The sequence below is a fragment of the Paludisphaera rhizosphaerae genome (assembly GCF_011065895.1).
In the GTDB taxonomy this organism is placed as follows: domain Bacteria; phylum Planctomycetota; class Planctomycetia; order Isosphaerales; family Isosphaeraceae; genus Paludisphaera; species Paludisphaera rhizosphaerae.
Window position 1 is genome coordinate 1 of sequence record NZ_JAALCR010000032.1, and the last position, 23,214, is coordinate 23,214.

Genomic DNA, 23,214 nt, shown 5'->3' on the forward strand with positions numbered 1-23,214 from the left:
CATAATAAATAACGCCCTCGATCGTATGATCGAGGGCGTTATTTTTTGCGCCGAGCTTCTCGCCAGCTTGACTTTCGGCGTGTGTTAACACGCTCGAACTCGGGCGTGGGCGCATGAGTGATTGGTGTCATCTAAATAATTGGTACTGATGAGAATCGAGCGGATTCGATTTGAGAATCGCGATTCGTGTTTCCGGGCTTTCGCCAGAGAATGCTTAAGTGTTGCGGAAATGCCTCAAGATTGGGTTTAGTTGTGAATTATTGTGAATCGGGGGCAGCCGAAACTAGACGCCGTTCGGTTCGTCGTGATAAATCGGTGTCTGATGATCGGCGGCCACGCTGGTCTCGTCGTGCGACTCAGAATCAACAGAAGATGTCCAGGAAGGGCGCGGCGAGGCTTTGCCGGGCCCATGTGCAGGACGCACGATTGGGGCGGCGGCGCCCAGGATGACGGGGGCGAAGGAATCGGACCACGTCGGGCAGTGTCAGGACCAATCCAGGCGGTGGTTGGAGGCGTGGAAGCGTCTTCGCCACATGAGCATGCGAGGGTCGGATGCGTCACGCGGAGCCGATGGAGCCCGAGTTGGAACGACTCATCTCCCAGTGCCTGAAGGGGGACGAGTCGGCCTGGGATCTCATGTTCGAGCGTTACCAGCCGCATCTCCTCTCGTACATCCTGTATCTGCTACGGGGCGAGGGGGGCGTTGAGCTGGCTGAAGAGATCGCGGCCGCCGTGTGGTGCTCGCTGTGCAGCGACTCGTTCGTCCGGCTTCGGCGGTTCGATCCGGCGATCGGGGGCTTTCTCCGCTACCTTGGACTGCTGGCCCGAGGCGAGATCTGGCGGCGGAAGCGGGCGGATCGCAGCCGAGCGTCGCGCGAGAGCCGCGTGGCGCGGAAGGAGTCGACGGTTCCCGACTGCGAGCGCGGCCTCGTCATCCAGGAGTTCCTGGACACCCTCACCCCTCGCGAACGTGAATTTTGCCTTGCCTACCTGCTGAACGAGTTTGAACCCTCCTCTCGCCGCAACTTCAGCGCGGCCAACGGCTGGCAGCTTCGCTGCCGCGTCTTCAAGAAGTTCCGGACCTACTACGGTCGGAACTCCTGAGCGCAGGATTGTCAGGAAACGTGATTGAGTGGGGCACTTTGTTATGTCCGGAGCGGGAAGCCTGGTGTGAGGCCTCCCGACCCGGACGAAGGGTCCCCGGCGAGAGACGCGAGTGAGCGCGTCCCCGCAGGGATCGCACGTGATCGCCCCTACTCCTCGGCGCCTCGATTCAGGCCGTCCCCCCAGGCGAGGGGGGATCGGGTGAACCGTCGCGCCGTCGTCACGACCGAGCCGCTGGATTCAGGAGCCACCGACCATGACTTGGCTTAGCCGTCTCCTCCCGCAGAGCAAGGGCCACCACCTCAACACGACCGACTTCAACCGCCGGATCAAGTCGCGCCGCCGGCGCATGACCCTTGAGAATTTGGAGGACCGCGTGGTCCTCAGCAACGTGCTGGTCACCTTCGATCAGCCCAGCGGCATCCTCACCATCACCCCCGACCAGTTCAACAACCAGTTCAAAATCACCGAACAGAGCACGGCGGCGGGCGGCAAAGTCGTCGTCGAAGCCCTCCCCGTCCTGCCCGGCGTCTTCCAAACCACCATCAACAGCACGGCCGTCCCCTTCACGTCGTGGGAAGCCGTGACGAAGATCGTGGTCAATTTCCAGGGCGGCAACGACACTGACGTCGTCCAGCTCGTCGGCCCTGGCGCCGCGGTGAATACAACTGTTCGCGACGTCCAGTACAACTTCATCCCGGTGACCGGGACGACAAGCCTGGGCTCGACGGTCCTGCCGGCGCAGGCCTCCTCGATCACCGGCGTCAACAACGCCGGCGGCCTCACGATCGGCTCGACGTCCGGCGGCCTTGGCACGGCGGCGACGCCCTTCTCGATCACCAACAGCTCCTTCCAGAGCATGTCGATCACCCAGGCGGGCTCGGGCGCCTCGAACGTGTCGATGAGCGGCGTTACGGTCGCCGGCAACGTCAGCGTGGCACTGGGGACCACCGCGACCAGCACCCTCGCGATCACCGGGGCCACCTTCGGCCCGACCACCTTGACCCAGACCGGCGCCGGCAACGGCGACAGCATCAGCGTCAAGAACTCGACGCTGCAGAATCTGGCGATCGGCCAGGGGAACGGGACCGGCGACATTGTCACGGTGGACACCGTCGCGCTGAGCGACACGGGCAACGGGCTCCGCGTGCAGCAGGGCACTGGAAGCAGCAACACGATCACCGTCACCAAGGTCACGACGCCCAGCCTGGCGCCGCCGACGACGATTCCGCCGCTCTCCTCGATCCCGAGCATCATCATCATGCAGGGCGTCGGCGGCAGCGGCATCGGGACGACGGCCACGGTCGACCAGTCGGTCGTCGAGGGCGACATCCGGATCAGCCAGGGCAATGGCTACAACGACGTGGCCAGGATCACCAACAGCAGCGGCGGCTTCGTCGTCGCGGCCAACCCGCCGGTCATCCCGGTGCCGGTCGCCGTTCTGGGCACCGCCTTCATCTCGCAGGGCAACGGCACTAACCTGACGGCCCTGGTCAGCGGCGGGTCGTTCAACAGCGTGAGTGTCACGCAGGGAACCGCCACCGTGGTTCCGCCAGCGCCGGCCACGCCTCTCCCCAACACGGCGACGGTCACCGGCTTGACGTTCATCTACGGCGGCATCTCGATCGCCCAGAATAACTCGAACGCCGCCAGCCCGACCGGCGCCACCACGGCGACGATCAGCGGCAACGCCACCAGCCCGACCGGCAGCCACTCCATCACCCAGGGGGCGACCGCGGGCATGGTCGCCACGATCACGACCAGCTCGGTCACCGCCGGAACCGCGTCGATCACGCAGGGCAACGGCACCGGTGACAAGGCGACGATCTCGAGCATGACCGCCGGCCTCGGGTTCACCATCGGCCAGGGCAGCGGCACCGGCGACACCGCCACGGTGACCAGCGTTATTGTGACCGGCGGCAGCGGCCTGGTGAATCAGGCCGGCACTGGTGCGACCGCAACCCTCACCACCGTCACGGTGACCGGCGGCAACGTCACGGTCAACCAGGCCGGCGGCACTGCGACTCTGACCACCGTCACGGTGAACAACCCCTCGATTCTGGCGGGCATCGGCAACGTCGTGATCAACCAGACCGGCGGCGGGACCGCCACCCTGACCGGCATCACGGCCCTGTTCGGCGACCTGTCGATTATCCAGGGCGGCACCGGCGCCAGCACGGCCAGCCTGAAGACCAGCACGATCGGGTCGACGATCCCGTACGGTCCGTACGCGTTGCCGGTCCGGGGCGCCGTGACCATCAGCCAGAACGGCGGCGGCAGCAGCGCCACGGTCGGCGCGGCCGGCGGGACGGTTGCGGTCAACGAACTGACGATCTCTCAGGACGCCGCCAGCGCCGGCGGCGGCACGGCGACCGTCGATGGCACGAACGTCGTTGACAACCTGACCATCACTCAGGGCGGCAGCGGCGGCAACTACGCGATGTACCTCGCCACCAACGCGAGCGTCACCGTCGGCAACCAGACGAATCTCACCCAGGGCGGCGCTAACAACGCCATCTTCTTCGCGGCCGTCCTCGGCAACGCGACGACCTTCCTCACCTACGGCCTCCAGGTCCTCGCCGGCACGACGGGCGGCGCCCTGGTGGCGGCCAAGAACCTCATCGTGCTCGACTTCTTCGGCGGCTACATCGACGCCGGCGGGACGGGCAACACCTTCTTCGACGGCGGCGGCAACGTGGGCATCATCGTCTCGCCGAACTTCGCCGTCTTCTCGTTCTGACGACCCATACAGGTCGCACAGAGCCCCCCAGCCTTGGGCTGGGGGGCGACCGACAGGCCGGGCGATCGCCCGGCCTGTCGGCGTTATTGATTGGTTCTCCCCACCTCCGGCCCTTGCAGTGGTCGCAAGCTTCCCCTCCCTACTCCCTCTGTCGGCTTCCAGCCCGTCCGCGTTCGCCGTTCGATCCTAGGTGTGATCATCCGCAAATGTGTGCATGTGCACGTGCAACGGAGTCGGCATGTAGTGCCATGTCGATATTCGCCGGACACAGACGACGCTTCGACGAATGAGAGAATTGTTCGGTTACGATGTTGTTATGCATCGGCTTTATTACAAATCGAAGAATCCTGATGGCGAGAACGTCCCGAGGCGGCCGCTCGTCGGTCGTCGTTTCAGGGGAGCCATGGCCTCGCCCCTCTCGATGCGGCGGCGATGGCGCATCGTGTTTGTTTGAAATGGGTTGCGGCGATTCTTGGCCGGGCTGAGTGGGGGCTGGTCGATTGAAGCTGCTCGGTGGAGGGGGCGGAGACGGCTGAGGTGCATTTTTTCAATGCTTGGAGGGTAATGATTAAAAAAAGCCACGCGGATTCAGGTTGAGCGTGCAATCAGCGTCTCGGTTTGACTATGATCGCTCAGTTGTCATTGTGAACCACATTTAGACCGAGGGCGGTCTAAAACGGCCTGCGAGGCGTGCCTGCTATCAGGCTGTGGCGAAAACAGGGACTTCACGGCGATCACAAGCATGAGCCCGAGTCTTGGCGACTGGAAAACCCGCCTTCTCGCTGCTCCGGCGGCCGTATCGAAATTCGCGCCCTGGGTGATGTGGGCGGCCTACGCAGGGAAGGCGACGCTGGGGGCTTCGATCATTCTGCCGCCGGACGTTGAGACGGGGGGAACGTTCCAACTCGCATTCGTCACGAGCGGGACGTACCGTCCGACGGCCAGCAGCATCGCCACCTACAACGCCTATGTCACGGCCGCAGCCAAGGCGGCCGGGTTGGACGTGATTAACGGCCAGCAAATCACGTGGTCGGCCATCGTTTCCACGGGTACGGTCGACGCCCGTGACAACGCCGTCCAGATGGCCCCGGTCTACAACCTGAATCAGGAGCTGGTGACGCCTGACGCGGGTGGGCTATGGGATAGCTTTACCCACATTCTCCAGAATCCCATCGACGTGACGGAAAAGGGCGACGAACTTTTCTACGAATTCGTCTGGACGGGAACCGACCAGAACGGGAAGGCGCTGCCGTATTACGCCATGGGCAGTCCGTTCCTCGTCGGTTTCGGCGAAGCTTCGGGCCAGTTCACCAACTGGGTCTCGGCCGGTTCCTATCCTGGCACGTTTCCACTGCACCTTTACGCTCTATCCAGCCCCATCATCGCGGCCGTCGTCCCTGAACCCACCTCGCTTGTGGTTCTTTTCTCCGGAACCATTCTCACCGCCGTGGTTTATCGACTCCGGAAGAATTGATCGTCCCGTCCCGTGCGGTCGTTTTCGACGATCGCAATTTCTTTCGATGGAGTATTCGGCGGCACCGCGGCCTGGGCTGCGTCTTGGTTGCTGGCCGACGTCGAGTGATCAGCCACCGGTTCCGGCTCGGTACCCAGATCAGGGAGCGGGCCCGATCCGATCGCGGCTCCTGAATTCCCAGAGGAGGGGCGGCGGGAACTCATCAGGGGGACTGATTTGGGTTGAATTCGAGTGAACCCGAGTACAATTCCCGGTGACTATACCCGCCGAGCGAGGTTGGGGATCAGTCGAGGACGCACCGGGGAGGGCGGGTAGAGATGTTTGAGGCCTTGAATCAGAACCCCGTCTTCTCGGGCGGGATCTGGCTGATGGTCGTGGGCGCGGCGGCGGCCATGCTGCGGAATGCGCCTGGGCGGATCTGGGCGTTCGTGCAGCGACGATTCTCGATCGCCGTCGAGGTGCCCGACCGCGACCCGGCCTTCCGCTGGCTCCAGGTCTGGCTGGCCTCGCAGCCGTACGCCGGCCGGGCTCGCGACCTGAGCCTGGCGACGACCTGGGTGCCCGCCGACGCCGAGCCCGGATCGGAAGGGGCGGTGTCGTTCGACCAGGATGAGAGCGCGTCGCGCGGCGGCGGGACCAAGGTGAAGTTCCTGCTCTCGCCTGCGCCGGGCGTCCACTGGATGTTCTACCAGAATCGGTTCGTGATCCTGAACCGGAGCCGTCGCGACCTCCAGGCGGGGAATGCGCGGACGTTCCAGGAAACGCTGTCGCTCCAGGTGCTCGGCGGCTCGCGTCAACTGATCGAGGATCTGCTGGAGGAGGCCCGCGCGCTGGCCTGCCCGAAGTCGCCGGGGGTGAGCATTCTGACCAGCCGGTATGAGTCGTGGGAGGCCACGTCGTGGCAGCCGCGACGTCCCTTGGCGTCGCTGGTGCTGAGCGACGGCGTGCTCGAAGAGGTGATGGAAGACCTCCGCGAGTTCAGCCGGTCGCGAACGTGGTACGTCGAGCGCGGGGTGCCGTATCGTCGCGGATACCTGCTGCACGGGCCGCCGGGCAACGGCAAGACGACGCTGGTGCTGGCCGCAGCCGGCGAGTTGAACCTGTCGGTCGCCGTCCTCAGCCTGAGCAACCGGATCCTCTCCGACGACTCGCTGCGTGCGATGGTCGACGCGCTTCCCCCCTCCACGATCCTGCTGATCGAGGACGTCGACTGCGCCTTCAAGACCGAGCGGACGACGGGCGACCAGACCGGCGTGACGCTCAGCGGCCTGCTCAACGCGCTCGACGGCGTCAGCTCGCGCGAGGGGCGGATCCTGTTCCTGACCACGAACCACCCGGAGCGGCTCGATCCTGCGCTCGTGCGGCCGGGGCGCGTCGATAAGCGGGTAACGCTGTGCAACGCCACCCGAAGCCAGGCGCGGCGGCTTTACCGCTGGTTCTACCGCGGCTGCGGCGTGACCGACGCCCGCCTCGACGAACTGGCCAATCTGTTCGCCGAGCAGGTTCCCGAGGGCGAGATCTGCATGGCCGCCGTGCAGGAACACTTCCTCCGGCACCGGAATTCGCCCGAGGCCGCGGCCCACGAGGTCGAGTTCGAAACGACCGCGGCCGAAGAGCCGGAGCCCTCGGCCGCGGAACTCTGATTGCGCCGGCGACCGTCAGGGCCGCCCCTCGGCGCGGGGCTTCCAGGCCTCGTCGAAGAACCCCGCCTGGACGACCTTCCCCGGCGTCCGCGAGGTCGGCGGCGAGGCGACGTCGACCACGGCGAAGTCCGGCAGCTTGGGCGACTGCCGGGCGTTGTTGAGGTCGTCGACCTCGCGGTAGGTGAAGCCGCTGTTGAGCACGATGTATCGCTTCGGGTTCAACGGATTGGGGTAGATGAGGATCGGGGCGGACGTGGCCGCGTCGTGCGATTGGCCGGCAATCTCGACGCGGTCATTCGTCCACTTCACGGGCAGGCGGTCGAGGATCTTGGCGAGGACCGCGTTGCTCCCCGGGTCTCCCCAGAGGACCAGGTTTGAGGAGGCGATGTCGGCCTCGGAGACGTCCTTGTCGTCCTTGACGCGCGCCTGGCCGCGGAACTGCTTTCGCCAACGGTCGACCGCGTGGGACATCTCGGCCGAGGCCCAGGCGCCGACCTTCTCATGGGCCGCTGCGCCGGTCGGTCGGACCATCAGGAAGCTTTCGAAGAAGGCGTCGTCGATTGGTCCCTGAAGGCCGTGGCGTTTGGCGAGGGTCGTCCCGTCGTCGGGGCCGGCGAGCGTCCAACGGCCGTCGACCTTGCGGAAGCTCGCGGTCCACGAGCAGTCCGAACCGGGCTTGGGGGCGTCGATCTCGGCGTCGTCGATGCGGACCTTCACCGGCCGGCGGATGTCGAACGGGGAGCGGCCGGAGGGGATGGTCAGGGTCAGGGCCGTAACGTTGGAGGTCTTGAGGGCGGGGCCGCCGTGCGGGGCCTGAAGCTCGGCGTCGACGCGGGCCTTCTCCCAGTGCTTCGCCAGGCCGTCGAGCTGGACCCAGTTCGACTGGTTGTAGCGCAGGGTGTAGGTCGTGAAGACGACGTGGGAGGGGAGGGGGTCGCGGCCGATCCGGGCGATGGCGTCGAGGCGGCGGTCGACTTCGACCTTGGCCTCGGGCGTGTACTTGTGGCCGGCCCCGGCGCCGATGACGTGGACCATGTCGATCCCCTCGTCGGCCAGGGCGCGGGCCATGAAGTCGGCGGCCTGCTTCTGGCCGTCCTTCTCGCCGCTGTAGGCGACCGTCGGCACGTTGAACAGGTTGGCCGCGTAGTCGGTGCTGTTGTAGAGCCGCCAGAGCGTTTGCTCATACGAGGGCGGGGGGGCCGGATCGCGGGCGAGCTTGAGGAAGTCGAACGCCTCCACGAACCCCGCGCCGGGGGATGTCGCGGCCCAGAGCCCGGGATGGTGGGTCGCGTACTGCCAGCAAGCGGCGCCTCCCATCGAGAAGCCTCGCATGACGAGTCGATCGTCGTCGATGGGATAGTGGGAGCGGACGTCGTCGAGGGCCTCGAACAGGTCCACCTCGCCGGCGAATCGGTTGGCGTTGCAGAACCGCCCGTAGGGGTGCAGCACGAAGGCGTTCGCCGGGGCGAACTCGCCGACGGAGTTCATCCGCTGGCGGAGGAAGTTAACCTCGCTGAGGGTCTCGCCCCGGCCGTGACACCAGACGTCGAGCCGGAACTCATGGGGTGAATCCGCCCGGAACGACTTCGGCACGACCAGCCCGTAAGGCTGCACCGACCCGTCGATCTTCGAGACGTAACCTCGGACGACCAGGCCGGTCGCCGAATCCCACGGCGCCTCGCCGCGGCCGAGGGCCTCTGCGCGGGCCTCACCCTCCTTCAGGAGAGCCTTCGCCCCCGGCACTTCCTTCACGTCGAAGAACTCCCCATACCGCAGGGCCGAGTCCACGGCGATCTGGAAAATCTGGACGTCGGGCAGGAGCGCCAGCAGTTTGGGACGATCCTTGAGCGAGCCGCGGAGGCCGTCGATCTTCTTCGCGAGTGCATCCGCCCCGGCCTGGAGCGCGGCGCGGTCGGCGTCGGGGATCGCGACGCCCGGCGGGGGGATCGGCCGCAGCTTTTCCCCGGGGGCCTGGGCCCAAGCCGGGGGGCCGGTGAGGATCAAGAGACAGAGCGTCGCCCATCGATTCGACATGGCTGTTGTTCCTGCTCGGGGGATTCGCGCGATTGCGCTCCGATGATACGGCCCGGAACCGTCGTCGTCATCGGGGAGGCGGCTTCCGGCTTGATGGCGGTGCGGCGATAATCCAGTCGTCCCGCCGTGGGGCGGTTCTTCGGGGAGGCTTGCGACGATGATGGCCCGATCAGCCTCGTTCGGAAGGTCCTTGCCGACTCTCTTCGTCGTCATGACCCTGGCACTGGCGGGCGTTCCATGGTTCGTGGTTCGGTATCGGGAGGCCTGGGAGGCCGCTCGCGACGCCGACTGTCGTGGGCAGTTGTATCAGTACGGGTTCGCACTGCGAAACTACTACGACGCTCACGGTTCGTTTCCCCTGGTCGTTACGGTCGACGATCAGGGACGTCCCATGTTCAGTTGGAGGGCGGCCGCGTTTCAGGAATGGACCGGGCATCCGCTGAACGGGGTCTATCGCTTCGACGTCCCTTGGGATGATCCCGCTAATGCGGCCATGTCGTCGTATGACACGTCGGGTTTTTTCTATTGGTGTCCCAGCGGCAACGGACGGCAGACGAAGGCGACGGATTACGTCGCGGTGATCGGCCCGCACACGGCCTGGCCGGAGGGACGCGGGCTGAGGCTCGACGAGATCACGGACGGGCCGGAGAATACGATCCTCGTCGTCGAGGTGGACGACTCCGGGATTCTCTGGATGGAGTCTCGGGATTTCAGCATGGAGGAAATTCTTGACCGCGGCGGCAGCCGTCGGCATGCCGGCTGGTTCAACGCCCTTTTCGCGGACGGCCGGGTGCGGAAGATCCGTCAGGACGTGGACCGGCAGACTTTGAAGGCGCTGCTGACCATCGACGGCGGCGAATCGGTCGATCCCCGATCCTGGGAACATCCCTGATTTCGTTCTCGGCGCGGTGTAAGAAATCCCGAGGCTTCGTCGACTATCCTCTGTGGGCGGGTCGACGCCCGGGAGGGACGCATGCCGGAGTGGGAGGAGATCCTGGCCCGGGACGGACCGGCCGTCTGGCGGACGGCGTTCCGGATCATCGGCGATCGCGCGGATGCGGACGAGTGTTTCCAGGAAGCGTTCCTCGCCGCCTGGGAGGTCGCGCGTCGAGGACCCGTGCGGAACTGGCGAGCCCTGTTGCAGCGGCTAGCCGCGGCGCGAGCCGTGGACCGGCTGCGGCGGCGGGTTCGTCGGGGAGGTCGCGAGGAGGCCGTGGACTGGGACGCCCTGAGCGGGTCGAGTCCCCTGCCTTCGCAGCCCGTCGAGGACGCCGAACTCTCGTCGGAGCTTCGCGAGGCCCTCGCGGAACTCCCGGCGAAGCAGGCGGAGGCTTTCTGCCTTCAGGCCCTTGAGGACTGGAGCTACGCCGAGATCGCCGAGCACCTGGAGGAGACGACCGACGCCGTCGGCGTTCTGCTGCATCGGGCGCGGAAGCGCCTGCGCTCGCTCCTCGCCCGTCCCCAGGCCGCGGAGGACCCCTCATGAACCCGATCGAGCCGACCCCCGACCCCCTCGACCGCCTGGCGCGGGCCGAGGCCGCCCTGAAGGGATCGCCCTCGCCGGAGGGGCCCTCGGCCGAACTCGTCGCCCGGACTCTCGCCGCGCTCCGCGACGCGGATGCGCGGCCCGCGCCCGATCCTCGCATACGGAGAAACCCCATGTTTGCGATGTTCAAGGTCGCCGCCGCGGCCGTGCTGGCTCTCACGGCCGGCGTCGCCTATCTCATCTCGCCTCGCGTGGAGGCGACCACGGCGTTCACCGAGGCCGCAGCGAAGCTGCGGGACGCCCGGACGCTCTCCTATGTCGGCAAGATGCAAATGCGGCAGGCCGGCCAGGAGCGACCGACCGACGTGCACATGGCCTTCTACTTCAAAGACCCCGGCCTGAGCCGGATCGAGACCGGCGATCCGCTGATGGGCGTAAACGTCCTGGACGCCTCCCAGGGGCGAATCCTGGCGCTCGACGTCGTCAACAAGACTGCGTTGGTCCAGGACTGGAAGGTCCCGAACAACACGAAAGAGAAACTGGCACGTGAAGCGGTCGGCGGCGCGGAACAGATTCGGTCGTTCGCCGGCAAGGACGGTCAGCCCCTGGGCCGTCGCAAGATCGGCGACGTCGAGGCCGAGGGCTTCCGAGTCGAGGACTCCGGCTTCACCTGGGCCGTCTGGGTCGACCCCGCGCGGAAGTTACCCTTGCTCGTGGAGACAACGGTCCGCATCGAAGGTATGGATGTAGCACTAGCACTCAGCGATTTCCGCATCGACCCGCCGCTCGATGACTCCCTGTTCCAGCTCGCTCCTCCCGACGGTTATCGAGTGCGGAAGCTCGATACTCCCCTGACGGGCAACCTTGAGGAGTCGCTCGTCTTCCTCCTGCGCACCTACGCCGAGGCGGCCGACGGCTCGTTCCCCGCGAAGCTCGACGATTCGAAGGCGATCCACCAGAAGATTTCCAAGGAGAAATGGGCGGGGCCAGACGATCCGAAGATGATCCGATTCGCCCAGTCGGTCGCTAGCAGCGTCGTCTTCATCCAGTTCGTTCTCAAGGACGCGTATGGATACGCCCCCGACAAGGTCAAGCTCGGCGAGCCCGACAAGATCCTGTTCTGGTACCGGCCGAAGGGGGGCCAGGCCTACCGGGCGATCTTCGGCGACCTCCACGCCGAGGACGTCCCCGTCGAACGTCTGCCGGAGAAACCGAAGTTCTGAGGGTTCGATGACCGCCGTCCGTTCGGTTTGGGGAAAACTGGCGGAGGCGGCCGATTCTGCCGATATCGATGGGTGGTGACGCCTCTTCGGCGTCGATTCCGCCAGGCCGAGGAGCGACCACCCATGCGACTCGGCCGGGTATTGCCATTGGGGAGGAACCTGGCGATCGCGCTCGCCTGGTTTGGGGCGTCCGTATTCGCCCAGTCCCCCTCGCCGGCTGACGTCGAAGAACGGTTTCGCCGACTGGAACGGCTGGTGGCCGACCAGGCGGATCAGATCCGCGAGCTATCGGCGGAGAACCGCAGGCTCTCCGAGCGCCTCTCGGGCGATCTCCAGACGCCGGACCCGCCCGCGACGAGTCTCCCCGCCATCATCGACGATGACTGGGAGGCGGGCGACGCCGCGACGCCCTCGCCGACGAGTCCGACCGTCGCGAGCGACGAAGCGCCGGGGATCGTCGGGGCGGGCGGCTGGAGGCAAGAGCGCGAGGCGCTCTCCGCCTTGATGGACGCCGGCGACGCCTCGATCGTCGAGCCGGATCTGTCGGCTGCGTCTCGGTCGTACATCACGGGGCTTTACGATAAGGGGTACGTCCTGGTCGCCCCGTCGGACAAGCAGCGCACGCCGTTCTCGCTCAAGCTGAACGTGACGACCCAGGTCCGTTACACCGGGTTCGCCCGCTCGGTCGAGACCTGGACTGACTCCGCAGGGAATGTGCTGCCGGTGCGGAATCGCAGCGTCTTCACGCTCAACCGCAATTGGTTCAGCTTCACCGGCTTCGCCTTCTCGCCCCGGCTCCGATTCACCGCCACGGTGTTCAGCACCTCAGCGACCAACCAGACGATCGCCACGGGGCTGATCGGGTACGAATTCAGCAAGGCGCTCATCGTCAACGGCGGATACTACAAGGTGCCGGGAACGCGCGAGTGGATTGAGTCCGCGCGCTATCCGCTGGGCGTCGATCGGACCATGTCCAACACGTTTTTCCGCCCAGGCATCAGCTCGGGCGTCTGGGCCCAGGGCGAGCCCCTGCGGAACGTCTATTACTACGAGGGGATCTTCGACGACCTCAACTCCATCGTCAACAGCGCGAGCCGCGTGAACACCAACATGACCTACGCGGCCAACGGCTGGTGGGAACCCCTTGGGTCGTTCGGCCCCGGGTTCGCCGACGAGGAATTCCACCAGAGCCCTGCCGTCCGCCTGGGGGCGAGCGTCACCTACAACCGCAGCCGTCGCGAACCCGACCTCGAACTCGGCCAGACCAACCCCGAGAACACCATCCTGCGCCTCTCCGACGGCACGCCGTTGTACCAGGCGAACGCCCTCGCGCAGGGCGTCACTCTCCAGGCGGCCCACGTCCTGCTCGCGTCTTACGACGTCGGCTTGAAATACCGGGGGATGAGCCTCAGCAGCGAAGTCTATACGCGGTGGATCTACGACCTGGACCCCGGCGCGGGGGGGCCGCGGCGGTCGTTCGGGGACATCTTCGACACGGGTGGTTTCGCCCAGGCATCGTACGCGCTGGTCCCCCGGCGGTTAGAGCTGTTCACCCGGGCGTCGGGCGTCTTTGGGCCGTTCGGCGACGGCTCGGAATACGGCGGCGGCGGGAACTGGTACTTCTTCGACAACCGCAACGTCCGGGCTACCTTCGAGGCCAAGCGGATCAACCATTCGCCCGCCAACAACGTGTTGTACGGCTACTTCACAGGCCAGAGCGGCATGCTTTTCCAGTTGCAGCTTCTCACTGACTTCTGAGGTCGGGACGCTCGCGATCGGCGTCGGAGCTGATAGGATGGACGGGGCAAACCGGCCTTCTTTCCCCCTCCCTCGGTTGTCGGAATCCCTCGGTTCATGGTCGAGCAATACGGCGCTCATATGATGATGGCCGGCTTCGCCTTGATGGCGATCGGTTGGCTCTGGCTGGTGGTTTCGGCGTTTCGGGACAGGGTCGGCTGGGGGGTGGCGATCCTGCTGTTCCCCCCGCTGGCGCCGGTGTACGTTCTGATGAGGGGCGGCGCGGTCTGGGCGCCGGCCGCCGTGCTGGCTCTGGGATTGGTGCTGACCGCCTTCCCGCCGCTCTACACAAACCTGGCGCCGATCGACCTCGGCCCGCGCGAGACCATCGTCGAGGGCGAACGACACCTCACTCTGACGGGGTGGGACCGCAAGGACTACGCCTTCCTGGGTTCCAAGTCCGACGCCGTGGTCGTCCAGATAGCGAACCCGGACGTCGACGACGCGACGTTGAACAACCTGAAGGGCTTCGACAAGCTTCGCGAACTGGATCTGTCCGATACGAAGGTCACCGACGAAGGGCTGAAGATTCTCAAGGACCTTCCCGCGCTGACGACCCTGAGGCTCGCCAACACCAAGATCACCGACGCCGGCTTCAAGGCGGCGCTGGCCGACAAGGAGTCGCTCCAGCGTCTCGACCTGACGGGGACGGCGGTCTCGTCCGAGACCGTCGACGCCTGGAAGGCCGCGAAACCGGGGCGGCGGGCTATGCAGTAGCCTACAATCACCAATAGAAGTCGGATCGGACGACAAGGCCTCATCGAGGGTGCAAGACGGTGGCTGACAAGCTCGACGTGACGCGCCACGGCGACCCGAGGAATGCGCTGTTGCTGGGCCGGGCCTGTGCATTGGCCTACCTGAACGAGGCCGAGGGGGCGAAAGGCTTCCTTGAGCAGTTGGGGCTGGAAGCCCGCCTGATCTCCGTCGACAACACCCAGGCCTACGTGGCGCAGAGCCCGGAGGTCGTGCTGGTGGCGTTCCGAGGGTCGGAGTGTCCGACGAGCCTCGACGGCTTCAAGGACTGGCTGCTGACGAACGCCAACAACTACCTGATCCTCCCTGAAGGCCGCATCGGCACCGACTTCGCCGCAGCGGGGGTCGGGGCGCGGTTCCACCGGGGCTTCATGACGGCCCTCGACGCGATCTGGACGCCCCTCCACACGGCCGTTGAAGAGGCGATGCAGAAGGCCGAACGCCCGCTCTGGATCACCGGCCACAGCCTGGGCGGGGCGCTCGCGCTGCTCTCCGCCTGGCGGTTCGAGCGGACTTTTCTCCCGGTCGACGAGATCGTCACCTTCGGCGCCCCGATGATCGGCAACCAGACGGCGGCCGACGCGTTCGAGAAGAAGTTCGCGAAGAAGATCTCGCGCTACGTGAACTTCGAGGACCCCGTTCCGCTGCTGCCGACGGTGAGCCTCTTCGCCAATACCTACGTCCACTGCCCGACTGAGGTCTCGCTGCGCGACGCCGCCGCCGCCTCGGCTCTCGACGCCCTCAAGCAGAAGGCCGGCGTCGCCGCCGACGCCGTGCTCAATGCCAGCGTCATCGACGACGTCTGGAGCGCCGTGCAAGGCCGGATCTCCGCCCACTTCATCGACCACTACCTGGAGCGGGTGGAGAAGAGGATCGAGGAGACGGCCTGATCGGGCTGTACGTTCAGTTGTCGCGATGGCGTGCGTGGCAGGTCGTGCAGGACTTCTCGACGGTGGTGAAGGCCGCCTCGATTTTCTCGCGAGAGCCCAGGGCGCGGGTCTTGAGCGAGGCGTGAAGTGCGTCGGCCTTCCGCTCCGCATCCGCCAGGCCCTGGAGGAAGGCGTCGCCTCGGCTGCGGGCTTCGTCGAGCCGGGCGGCTTCTCGGAAGAACTCGACGACCTGGATCGCGTCGTGCGCCGGGTCGTTTTCCAGGTGATCGGAAGACGTTGTGAACCCGGCCTTGCGGGCGGCTTTCAAGCGATCCCAGGAGCCGTCGAGTTTCACCATCAGGTCGACGAGGGCCGGAACGGGGGAACGTTCGGGGAACTCGTCGCCGACCCGCTTGCGCTCCTCGTCGGTCAGCGGAGTGAACGAGCGGGCCGACTCGTAAAGGCCGCGGTAGTCGGACGAGGCTCCGGCCTGTTTCATCCAGTCGACGGCCTGCTCGACGGTCCAACGCTCGGTGGCCATGCCGCAGATCGCCGCGACGGCCGGACCGCGATGCTTGCCGTGGTGGCAGTGGATGAACACGGGGCCGGGCTGCGTCTCGATGGCCCGGACGATCCGGATCGCCTGCTCGCGGGGCACGCCGTCGTAGCCGATGGGGAGGTGAACGTAGCGGATGCCCGCCTTGCGCGCCGCCTCAACGTCGGGGATGGATCCGTCCACGCTGATGATCGTCCGGATCGCCATCCGCTTGAGGGCGGCCATGTCGGCGTCCCCGCGCGGCTCGCCGCCGCTGTAGAGTCGGCGGCTGAGACGGAAGACGTTCTCGATCCCGGGGACGTCATCGGGCTCGGGGCCGGGCGCGGCCTGGCGTTGATCCCAGGCCGACTCGTACCAGAGCTCGCCGCATTCCACGGCCGACATGATGAGGACGACCGCGACGAGGGCCGCTGCAACTCGCAGATCCACGATGGCTGCAACTCCCTCCGTCGCGGTCGACGTTCAACTCTTACTTCGCATCGGTTGCCGCAACGGCCATGTTCGGCGGGGTCGTCGGCAGGCCGTGGAGCCGCACGCGGTGGCCCAGGCCGTGGAGGCATTCGTCGATCCAGAGCTTGGTCAGCTTCTCCTGGACCGTGTTCTGCGAGAGCCGGCTGCGGAGGCCGTCGAAGGCGACGTGGTCCAGCGGCTGGTCCTGGTTGAAGCAGGAGAAGATGACCGTCTCCTTGCCCGTCGCGGGGTCGCGATGGGTCTGGAGGCACTGGGCGCAGATCTCCTTCATCATGCACTGCATCGGCGAGTTGATGCTGCCGATGGCGTGGTGGCCCGGCTTGAGGAACGGGGCGAGGACCGTGTGTCTCGCCTGCTGCACCCCGCGCATCATGCCGTCGGAGCCGATGACGACCAGGCGGTCGACCTCATCGAGGGGGATCTCGATCTCGCCCAGATCGCCGGTGGCGTAGGCGGCCATCGCTTGCACGATGTTGCCGACGAACGAGCGGTCCTGGACCCGCCCGGGCGTGAACCCGGGGGCCTCGTCCGAGCACCAGACGACGACGGCTGCCGCGGCCTCGATCTCCTCGACCTTGTAACGGTCGATCAGCTTCTTGTAGCCGGCGAAGTAGAGCACCCGCGAGCCCGCCGCCCGCAGCGCCTGGCCGATCGAGAAGAGCACCGCGTTCCCCAGGCCGCCGCCGGCCAGTAGGACCGTCTCCTGGCCGGGCGTCTCGGTCGGCGAGCCGGTGGGGCCCATCAGGCAGATGGGCTCGCCCGGCTGGAGCAGGGCGCAGAGGTCCGACGAGCCCCCCATCTCCAGCACGATCGTCGACAGCAACCCGCGCTCGCGGTCGACTGACGCCCCGGTCAACGCCAGGGCCTCCATCGCCAGGATCGTGGCGCCGTCGCGGCCGGCGAGCGTCTCGAAGTTCTGGAGCCGGTAGAACTGACCGGGCTGGAACGCGCGCGCGGCGATCGGCGCCCGGACGACGATCTCGACGATGTTGGGGGTGAGGCGAATCACCTCGTGGACGACCGTCCGCAGCTCGTCGTTCAGCTTCGCGACCAGGTCGCCCGGGGCGGGTTCGGTCGCGGGCGTCTTGGCGAGGGCTCGCGAGACGACCGGGTAGCCCTGCTTGGCGCTCGCCATCGCCTTGACGACGTTCCCCGCGAACGAGGGGTGCAGGTCGCCGAAGAAGCTCATCGAGCGGCCGTCGGGGCGCATCGACATCAGCACCCGGACGTCGGTCGGCTTGGAGACGGCCTCGGGCTTGGCGGGGTTCCCTTCCTCGTCGAGCGCCTGGAAGTAGCGGCCGTCGACGCGGACGTTGTGCGCGTCCTCGCGGGCGAGGACCGTGTTCGGCTGGGTGCCGGCGGCGACCAGGATCGTCCGGGCCGGGAGCGTCACCTCGCCGGCCGAGGTCAGCGTCCCCGCCTCGGCGTCGAACGCCTGGCGGCGGCACTTCAAGGCGCGGGCCGCGCCCTGGGAGTCCACCTCCACCTCCTCGGGGACGAGCAGCTCGGCGAAGCGGATCCCTTCCTCGAACGCCTTGGCGACTTCCTCATGGTTGAGCGTGTAGCTCGGCGCGTCGACCAGTCGGCGACGGTAGGCGATCGTCACGCCTCCCCACGAGTCGAGCAGCTCGATCAGTCGGGGCTGGCGACCCTCAGCCGCCGCGGCCTTGCGCTCGGCACGGATGGCGCGGCCGTGCTCCAGGAACTCGGCGGCGACCTCGGCCTCATCGCCGACCCATCGCGAGCGGACGTGGTCCTCGCCGTGGGCCTTGACCAACTCCTCGTAGCGCTTGAGGAACTTCTCGACCTGGACGATGTAATAGGCCAGCGATTCCGTGGCTGTGTCGACGGCCGTCAGGCCGCCGCCGATGACGACGATCGGCATCCGGACCTGGAGGTTCGCCAGCGAGGCGGCCTTCGCCGCGCCGGTGAGCTGCAGAGCCATGAGGAAGTCGGACGCCTGCCGGACGCCCCGGGCCAGGCCGTTCTTCATCGGGATGACGGTCGGCCGGCCGGCCCCCATGCAGAGGGCGATGTGGTCGAAGCCCATGTCGAAGGCGTCGTCCACGGTCAGCGTGCCGCCAAACCGGACGCCGCCGAACATCGCGAACTCGGCCCGACGTTCCAGTACGAGCCGGATCAGCTTGAGGAAGTTCTTGTTCCAGCGGACTGTGATGCCGTACTCGGCCACGCCGCCGAAACCGGCCATCACGCGGCGGTCGAGCAGCTCATAGAGCTTCGTCACGTCCCGGATCGGCTCGAAGGGCGTCCGCTGACCGAAGGCGTCGACGCCCGAGATCGTCTCGTCGAGCGGCTCGATCTTGAGCCCATCGACCGCGACGACCGAATGGCCGTCGTTCATCAGGTGGTGAGCCAGGGTGAACCCCGCAGGCCCCAGACCGACCACGAGCACCTTCCGCCCGGTGGCCTCGCGCGGGTACGGCCGGGCGAAGTTCAGCGGGTTCCAGCGCGTGAGGAGGCTGTAGATCTCAAACCCCCAGGGCAGCTCCAGCACGTCCTTGAGCGACCGCGTCTCCGCCTGGGGGATGTCGACGGGATCCTGCTTCTGGTAGATGCATGACTTCATGCAGTCGTTGCAGATGCGGTGGCCCGTCGCGGCGCACATGGGGTTGTCGATGGTGACGACGGCCACGGCGGCGATGGGGTGGCCGTCCCCCTTGAGCTCGTTCATCTCGGAGATCTTCTCGCCGAGCGGGCAGCCGGCGAGGGTCACGCCGAAGAGGCTCTTCTTGAAGGCCCCGGTTTTCTCGCGGAGGCCCGTCGAGCAGGAGTCCTTCCCCTGGTGGTGGCACTTGATGCAGTAGCCGACCTCGTCGAGCGCGCCGGCGAGATCCGTGCCGGCGTCGGTGAGGTGGAAGCCGTCGCGGTGCCGGGTGTGGCCGATCTTGGCGACGAACTGGGTCGTGCCGTCGGTCTCGCGCTCGTCGTATTCGACGAGGTGGAGGAAGTCCAGCTTGTGGGGGTTGCCGAAGACGACCTTCGAGGGGTGCTTGGCCTTTCCCTCGGGGGAGAGCACGGCCCAGACGGCGTAGTCGGCGGCGAGCTTGAGCTGCTCCTCGTGCGCGGGTTCGTCTTCCATCCACTTCAGGACGTGCTCGGCGAAGCTCGCCTCGGTGATCGGGCCGAGCATGAAGGCTTCCAGCTCGGCGGTCACGGCGGCGGAGTCGATCGCCATGGCGTGTTCGGCCGTCTTGCCCGTGAGCCTCCGCTGGACGAACTTCCGCTTCACGGTCCGGAGCGGGGCCAGCTCGTCATGCCGGAGGCGCAGGGCGTTCAGCTCGGCCTCGACATGAAACAGCCGACCGATGAAGTCCTCAACATACGGAGCGACGCCGACGATCAGCTCGGACGCCGCCTTGGAGGCCAGGGCCGTTGGGTTCTCGCGAGCCGCGAGCAGCCCGGCGTGGAGTTCCGGGGAACAGGCGAGCAGATCCGAGAGGAAGGCCGCGTCCAGCCGGACCAGCCCATCGCGAGAGTAGAGGTCTTGGAAGGAGAATCCAAATCCCAGGCGGCTACCGTCGTGGTCAGCGTGCATGTCACTCGGGGGCGGAGGAGGTACGTACAGTCGTCGTTTCGTCGAGGTCGGTTTCATTATAGCGTCGGCCGATAGCGTCGGCCGCGCCACTTGGCTTGACCTCGAGCGACGGGTCCACGCGCCGGGATCGGCCAGTCATCGTCAGTCGTGGACCTCCTGCCACTCGCCGCGACGACTGTCGTAGACGATCATGCTGAAGACGCCCGAAGGATCACTGAAGTCGAACATGTAGTCGTCGGCCTGGGCGTGGTAGAAAGCATGGCCTCTCAGGAGCCGGGGCAGCGAGGCGTTGGGCAGGATCCCAGGAGGGCGGTCGGGGTATCGGCCGGTCTCGGTCCGGTGTCGATCGATCGCGGGTTGGAGACTTTCGCAATACGCCTTCGCGTTGTGGATGTCGTACTGAAGCAGGGCCACGCCGAACGGCAGCGAAAAGACGGCGCTCCCCGCCACGAGACCCACGAGGACGACGCCGGTCGTCGATCGCCGCAGGATCGGCGAAGCCCATTCGACGACGGCGCCGATCGCCGGTTGCTGCCGTGCCGGCGAGATCCGCGCGACGACGAACATGCAGGCGGCGAGCCCGAAGCAGAAGACCATGACCCAGAAGGCCAGGATGAGGAGGATGAACTGTTCCATCGATCCGCGGAAGTGGCACGCGAGCGCGAGATTCATCGCGACCGAGGCGGCCAGGGCCAATCCGAAATCTCTGCGCATGAGTGCCTCCTGTCCTTTTCCGCATCATACGGGAGAAGGAGGCTGCGATTGGAGGAGCCGGTAACGCTGGCGGGGATCGATTACTCCGGGGCCACCACGAAGATCGCCTCATCCGGCAGCGAGGCGATCCGACGGCCCTCGGCTTCCAGTTGCTCGTGGGGCAGGTTCATGATCGAACGGACGAATTCGGGTTTGAGGGTGAAGACGAGGCCGTGGTTGGTCTTGCGGTCGCGGACCACGGTCTTGAGGGCGTCGGCGGAGGCTTCCTCCAGCTTCAGGTTGAGCTTTCCCGCGCTGACGCCGGTCGCGGCCTGAAGTCCGTCGGCCATGCACGAGTACTGGACCTCGGCCGGACTGCGGTGGACGACCAGCAGGTTGAAGCTGTGGCGGGGGAGGCTCAGCTCCTTCAACGCGCGCTCACCCATCCGATAGCCCGCGACGGCCCAGGGGCCGGTTGCGCCGTGGACCTCCTTAACGCGCGCGAGACACTCAGCGACGGCCGGGCCGTAGGCGGCCTCGGGGCTGATCGCGAGCGTGGCCTTCCAGCGGGTCTCCGAAAACTTGCGGCCGTCGCGCTCGCCGGGGACGCCGTCGATGTACTGGAGGTAGAGCGTCCAGGGGCCTTCGCGAAGGTCGGGGCAGGGGGCCTGGCCCTGGGCGTTGGTGCGAATCTCGGCCGGTTCCTCGGTCCCGTGGAAGACCTTCACCACGGCGTCGGCGACCGGACGGCCCTTCCAGGTCGCTTTCAGAACCGGCGGGCCGCCCGCGTCGGCGACCAGCAGGAGGCGAAGCTGGTCGTCTCCCAGGCCGAGGTTCGCCGCGCCGGCGGCGTCGACGGCCCGGGTCTGGGCGTAGGCGGCGAGCTGGATGACGAACGTCTTGCCCTGGTAATCGATCACGCCCCGATCGGCGTAGGCGCTTAGGAGGGCGGGGCCCGGTTGGGGGAGCCTGGCCTCCAGGCCGTCCGGCAGGCGGACGACGTCCAGGGGCTTGCCGTCCGCCCAGACCTTGGTGCTGGCGATCTCCGCCACGCGTTCGGCCTCGCCGGGGGCGGGCGTGTCGCCGAAGGTCATCCGCGCGGAGTCAGGGGCGTCCAGATGGAACCAGAGTTCATGGGCTCCTGCCTGAGCCGCCCCGAGGGTCAGGATCCCCGCCGCGACGGCGAAGCGGAAGCTTTGCATCGTATCGATCTCCTCGAAGGAAGGCTCAATAAGCGTCGGCGCTGACGACCTCGCCGCCCGCCACGGTGGCGACGGCCTGCCAGGCCGTGACGTTGACGGAGTCCTTGAAGAACCGGACGCTGCCGTCGCACATCAGGACGTTGACCCCGCCGGAATGCCGGCTGCGGGCGGTCCGCCAGCCGTGCTGCGGTCCGCGGAGACAGTCGTAGATCTTGCTGTTCGGTCCCATGTAATGATCGTACATGGTGTGGCGATAGTCGCCGTCGATCCAGTTGGTGTGCCGATCGTAGCGGTAGTTCGTCGACGCCTGGCAATCAGTCGGCACGAGCGGCTGATAGTTGAAGATGTCCGCCGGGGTGGAGAGGCTGAGCGTGAGCTGGACCATCACCTCCTGCGGGTTCGGCGAGGTAGTGGCGTTCGGGCCGACGAGGCTCTCGCTCATCATCGCGGTCTGGCTCGTGCCGTCGATGACGGTCGCCATGCTGGTGGTCGAGTTGAGGTAGAGGACGCCGTTCGGCTTGCCCCCCGTCCAGGGAAGGCCGTCGCCTCCGGGCAGACCGTCTCCCGAGCACGAGGCGTAATTGCAGGGCGCCTCGTTTCCGTTCCTCGCGCTCCGGACGTCGCTCGGGCAGAGGAACGAGGTGACCTGCATCTGGTAGACGGTCGTGTTCTGGGGCATGTCCACGCCGTTGATGTCGTACAGCGGGAGCATGAAGTTCATCGCGTTGGACGCGGCCCCTTGCTCCAGGTAGGGCAGAAGTTGGAGCAGGGACGAGTAGCGGAAATGCCCCGGGGCGGTCAGGTTCTGGGCCACCCACCAGTTATTCATCGGGGCGACCCAACCGGCCGAGGGGAAGGCTCCGATGGACGAGTGGTAGTTGTGAAGCGAGAGCCCGAGCTGCTTCAGGTTGTTGGTGCACTGAATCCGCCTGGCCGCCTCCCGCGCCGCCTGCACGGCCGGCAGCAAAAGCGCGATCAGGACCGCGATGATCGCGATCACGACCAACAGCTCGATCAGCGTGAATCCACGCCGAGTCTTCATGGGCCCCCCTCCCCACCGGTGTTGTCGACGACTGTTCGTTGCGTATTACGAAATACGAAATCGTCATACTGATCGACGGCCATCGTATTCACGCCCCGAGGTGAAAGCCAGGGCCAAGCTTTGGATTTTCTCAGTCGTCGTGCTGGAGGAGCCCTCACCGTGTTGGAACGGGTTTTGCGTTTCTCTTTCACCCGTAACGGAGGCTGAGAGCGCGCTCGGCCCTTCCATCGATCGATGACTCAACGACGGAGAACGAACCGATGAAGCTCTCGAACGTGAAGCTCGCCGCCCTGGGATTCCTGCTCTCGCCGCTGCTGGGGCTGGCGACCGGCTGCGCTCCGGAAGGACCGGCTGAGAAGGCCGGCAAGAGCGTCGATCAGGCGGTGGAGAACGCCAAGGACGCCGTCAACCCGCCCGGCCCCGTCGAGAAGGCCGGCCGAGAGGTCGACAAGGCCGTGAATCCCTGACGACCGGGTGGACTTGTACCTCCCCTCGGGCTTTTCGCTCGCATGTGGACGAGGCGATTCCAGGGGGCGAACGTGCTGGCGCCCGCGGTGAGATCCGCCGATTC

General features: G+C 66.5%; 17 protein-coding genes. 11 read left to right on the forward strand and 6 right to left on the reverse strand.

The features are described from left to right. Positions 1–552: 552 nt before the first annotated feature. The 4 genes from G5C50_RS27160 to G5C50_RS27175 all read left to right on the forward strand — a co-directional run bounded on the left by G5C50_RS27160 (position 553) and on the right by G5C50_RS27175 (position 6,961). The gene (locus G5C50_RS27160) at positions 553–1,104 is read left to right on the forward strand and encodes an RNA polymerase sigma factor (RefSeq protein ID WP_165074125.1); all 552 of its coding nucleotides are present in this window, start codon (positions 553–555) and stop codon (positions 1,102–1,104) included. A 256-nt stretch (positions 1,105–1,360) separates the two neighbouring features. Next, positions 1,361–3,844, forward strand: coding sequence for a beta strand repeat-containing protein (locus tag G5C50_RS27165; protein WP_165074126.1), 2,484 nt, complete (start codon positions 1,361–1,363; stop codon positions 3,842–3,844). Positions 3,845–4,586: 742 nt separating this feature from the next. Next, positions 4,587–5,318: a hypothetical protein gene (locus G5C50_RS27170; protein ID WP_165074127.1), complete on the forward strand. Its 732-nt coding sequence runs from the start codon at positions 4,587–4,589 to the stop codon at positions 5,316–5,318. A gap of 317 nt (positions 5,319–5,635) precedes the next feature. After that, complete coding sequence (locus G5C50_RS27175) at positions 5,636–6,961, forward strand: AAA family ATPase (RefSeq protein ID WP_165074128.1); 1,326 nt, start codon at positions 5,636–5,638, stop codon at positions 6,959–6,961. A gap of 15 nt (positions 6,962–6,976) precedes the next feature. Here G5C50_RS27175 and G5C50_RS27180 read toward each other — a convergent pair whose 3' ends face one another. Beyond that, complete coding sequence (locus tag G5C50_RS27180) at positions 6,977–8,995, reverse strand: prolyl oligopeptidase family serine peptidase (protein ID WP_165074129.1); 2,019 nt, start codon at positions 8,993–8,995, stop codon at positions 6,977–6,979. A 157-nt stretch (positions 8,996–9,152) separates the two neighbouring features. Between G5C50_RS27180 and G5C50_RS27185 the strand changes: the two genes are divergently transcribed. The 6 genes from G5C50_RS27185 to G5C50_RS27210 all read left to right on the forward strand — a co-directional run bounded on the left by G5C50_RS27185 (position 9,153) and on the right by G5C50_RS27210 (position 15,144). Next, positions 9,153–9,887 carry a DUF1559 family PulG-like putative transporter gene (locus tag G5C50_RS27185; RefSeq protein ID WP_165074130.1) on the forward strand — a complete coding sequence of 245 codons (735 nt, stop codon included), beginning with the start codon at positions 9,153–9,155 and terminating at the stop codon, positions 9,885–9,887. Between the two features lie 81 nt (positions 9,888–9,968). Then, positions 9,969–10,481 carry an RNA polymerase sigma factor gene (locus G5C50_RS27190; protein ID WP_165074131.1) on the forward strand — a complete coding sequence of 171 codons (513 nt, stop codon included), beginning with the start codon at positions 9,969–9,971 and terminating at the stop codon, positions 10,479–10,481. Further along, positions 10,478–11,704: a LolA family protein gene (locus G5C50_RS27195; RefSeq protein WP_165074132.1), complete on the forward strand. Its 1,227-nt coding sequence runs from the start codon at positions 10,478–10,480 to the stop codon at positions 11,702–11,704. The genes G5C50_RS27190 and G5C50_RS27195 overlap by 4 nt, the downstream gene beginning before the upstream one ends. A gap of 123 nt (positions 11,705–11,827) precedes the next feature. Next, on the forward strand, positions 11,828–13,462 hold the full coding sequence (locus G5C50_RS27200) for a hypothetical protein (RefSeq protein ID WP_165074133.1): 1,635 nt from the start codon (positions 11,828–11,830) through the stop codon (positions 13,460–13,462). A 96-nt stretch (positions 13,463–13,558) separates the two neighbouring features. After that, complete coding sequence (locus G5C50_RS27205; RefSeq protein WP_206107877.1) at positions 13,559–14,218, forward strand: leucine-rich repeat domain-containing protein; 660 nt, start codon at positions 13,559–13,561, stop codon at positions 14,216–14,218. Positions 14,219–14,277: 59 nt separating this feature from the next. Continuing rightward, on the forward strand, positions 14,278–15,144 hold the full coding sequence (locus G5C50_RS27210; protein ID WP_206107878.1) for a lipase family protein: 867 nt from the start codon (positions 14,278–14,280) through the stop codon (positions 15,142–15,144). 13 nt (positions 15,145–15,157) lie between these two features. Here the strand turns inward: G5C50_RS27210 and G5C50_RS27215 are convergent, their stop codons facing one another. The 5 genes from G5C50_RS27215 to G5C50_RS27235 all read right to left on the reverse strand — a co-directional run bounded on the left by G5C50_RS27215 (position 15,158) and on the right by G5C50_RS27235 (position 22,643). Beyond that, a complete protein-coding gene (locus G5C50_RS27215) occupies positions 15,158–16,108 on the reverse strand; it encodes a protein-tyrosine phosphatase family protein (RefSeq protein ID WP_165074134.1) in 951 nt (316 codons plus the stop codon). A 40-nt stretch (positions 16,109–16,148) separates the two neighbouring features. Then, positions 16,149–19,706, reverse strand: a complete 3,558-nt coding sequence (locus G5C50_RS27220; protein ID WP_165074135.1) for an FAD-dependent oxidoreductase — start codon at positions 19,704–19,706, stop codon at positions 16,149–16,151. 141 nt (positions 19,707–19,847) lie between these two features. Next, positions 19,848–20,420, reverse strand: coding sequence for a hypothetical protein (locus G5C50_RS27225; protein ID WP_165074136.1), 573 nt, complete (start codon positions 20,418–20,420; stop codon positions 19,848–19,850). Positions 20,421–20,500: 80 nt separating this feature from the next. After that, complete coding sequence (locus G5C50_RS27230) at positions 20,501–21,601, reverse strand: formylmethanofuran dehydrogenase subunit E family protein (RefSeq protein WP_165074137.1); 1,101 nt, start codon at positions 21,599–21,601, stop codon at positions 20,501–20,503. Between the two features lie 25 nt (positions 21,602–21,626). After that, complete coding sequence (locus tag G5C50_RS27235) at positions 21,627–22,643, reverse strand: DUF1559 domain-containing protein (protein WP_165074138.1); 1,017 nt, start codon at positions 22,641–22,643, stop codon at positions 21,627–21,629. A gap of 260 nt (positions 22,644–22,903) precedes the next feature. Between G5C50_RS27235 and G5C50_RS27240 the strand changes: the two genes are divergently transcribed. Further along, on the forward strand, positions 22,904–23,110 hold the full coding sequence (locus G5C50_RS27240; protein WP_165074139.1) for a hypothetical protein: 207 nt from the start codon (positions 22,904–22,906) through the stop codon (positions 23,108–23,110). Positions 23,111–23,214 lie beyond the last annotated feature (104 nt).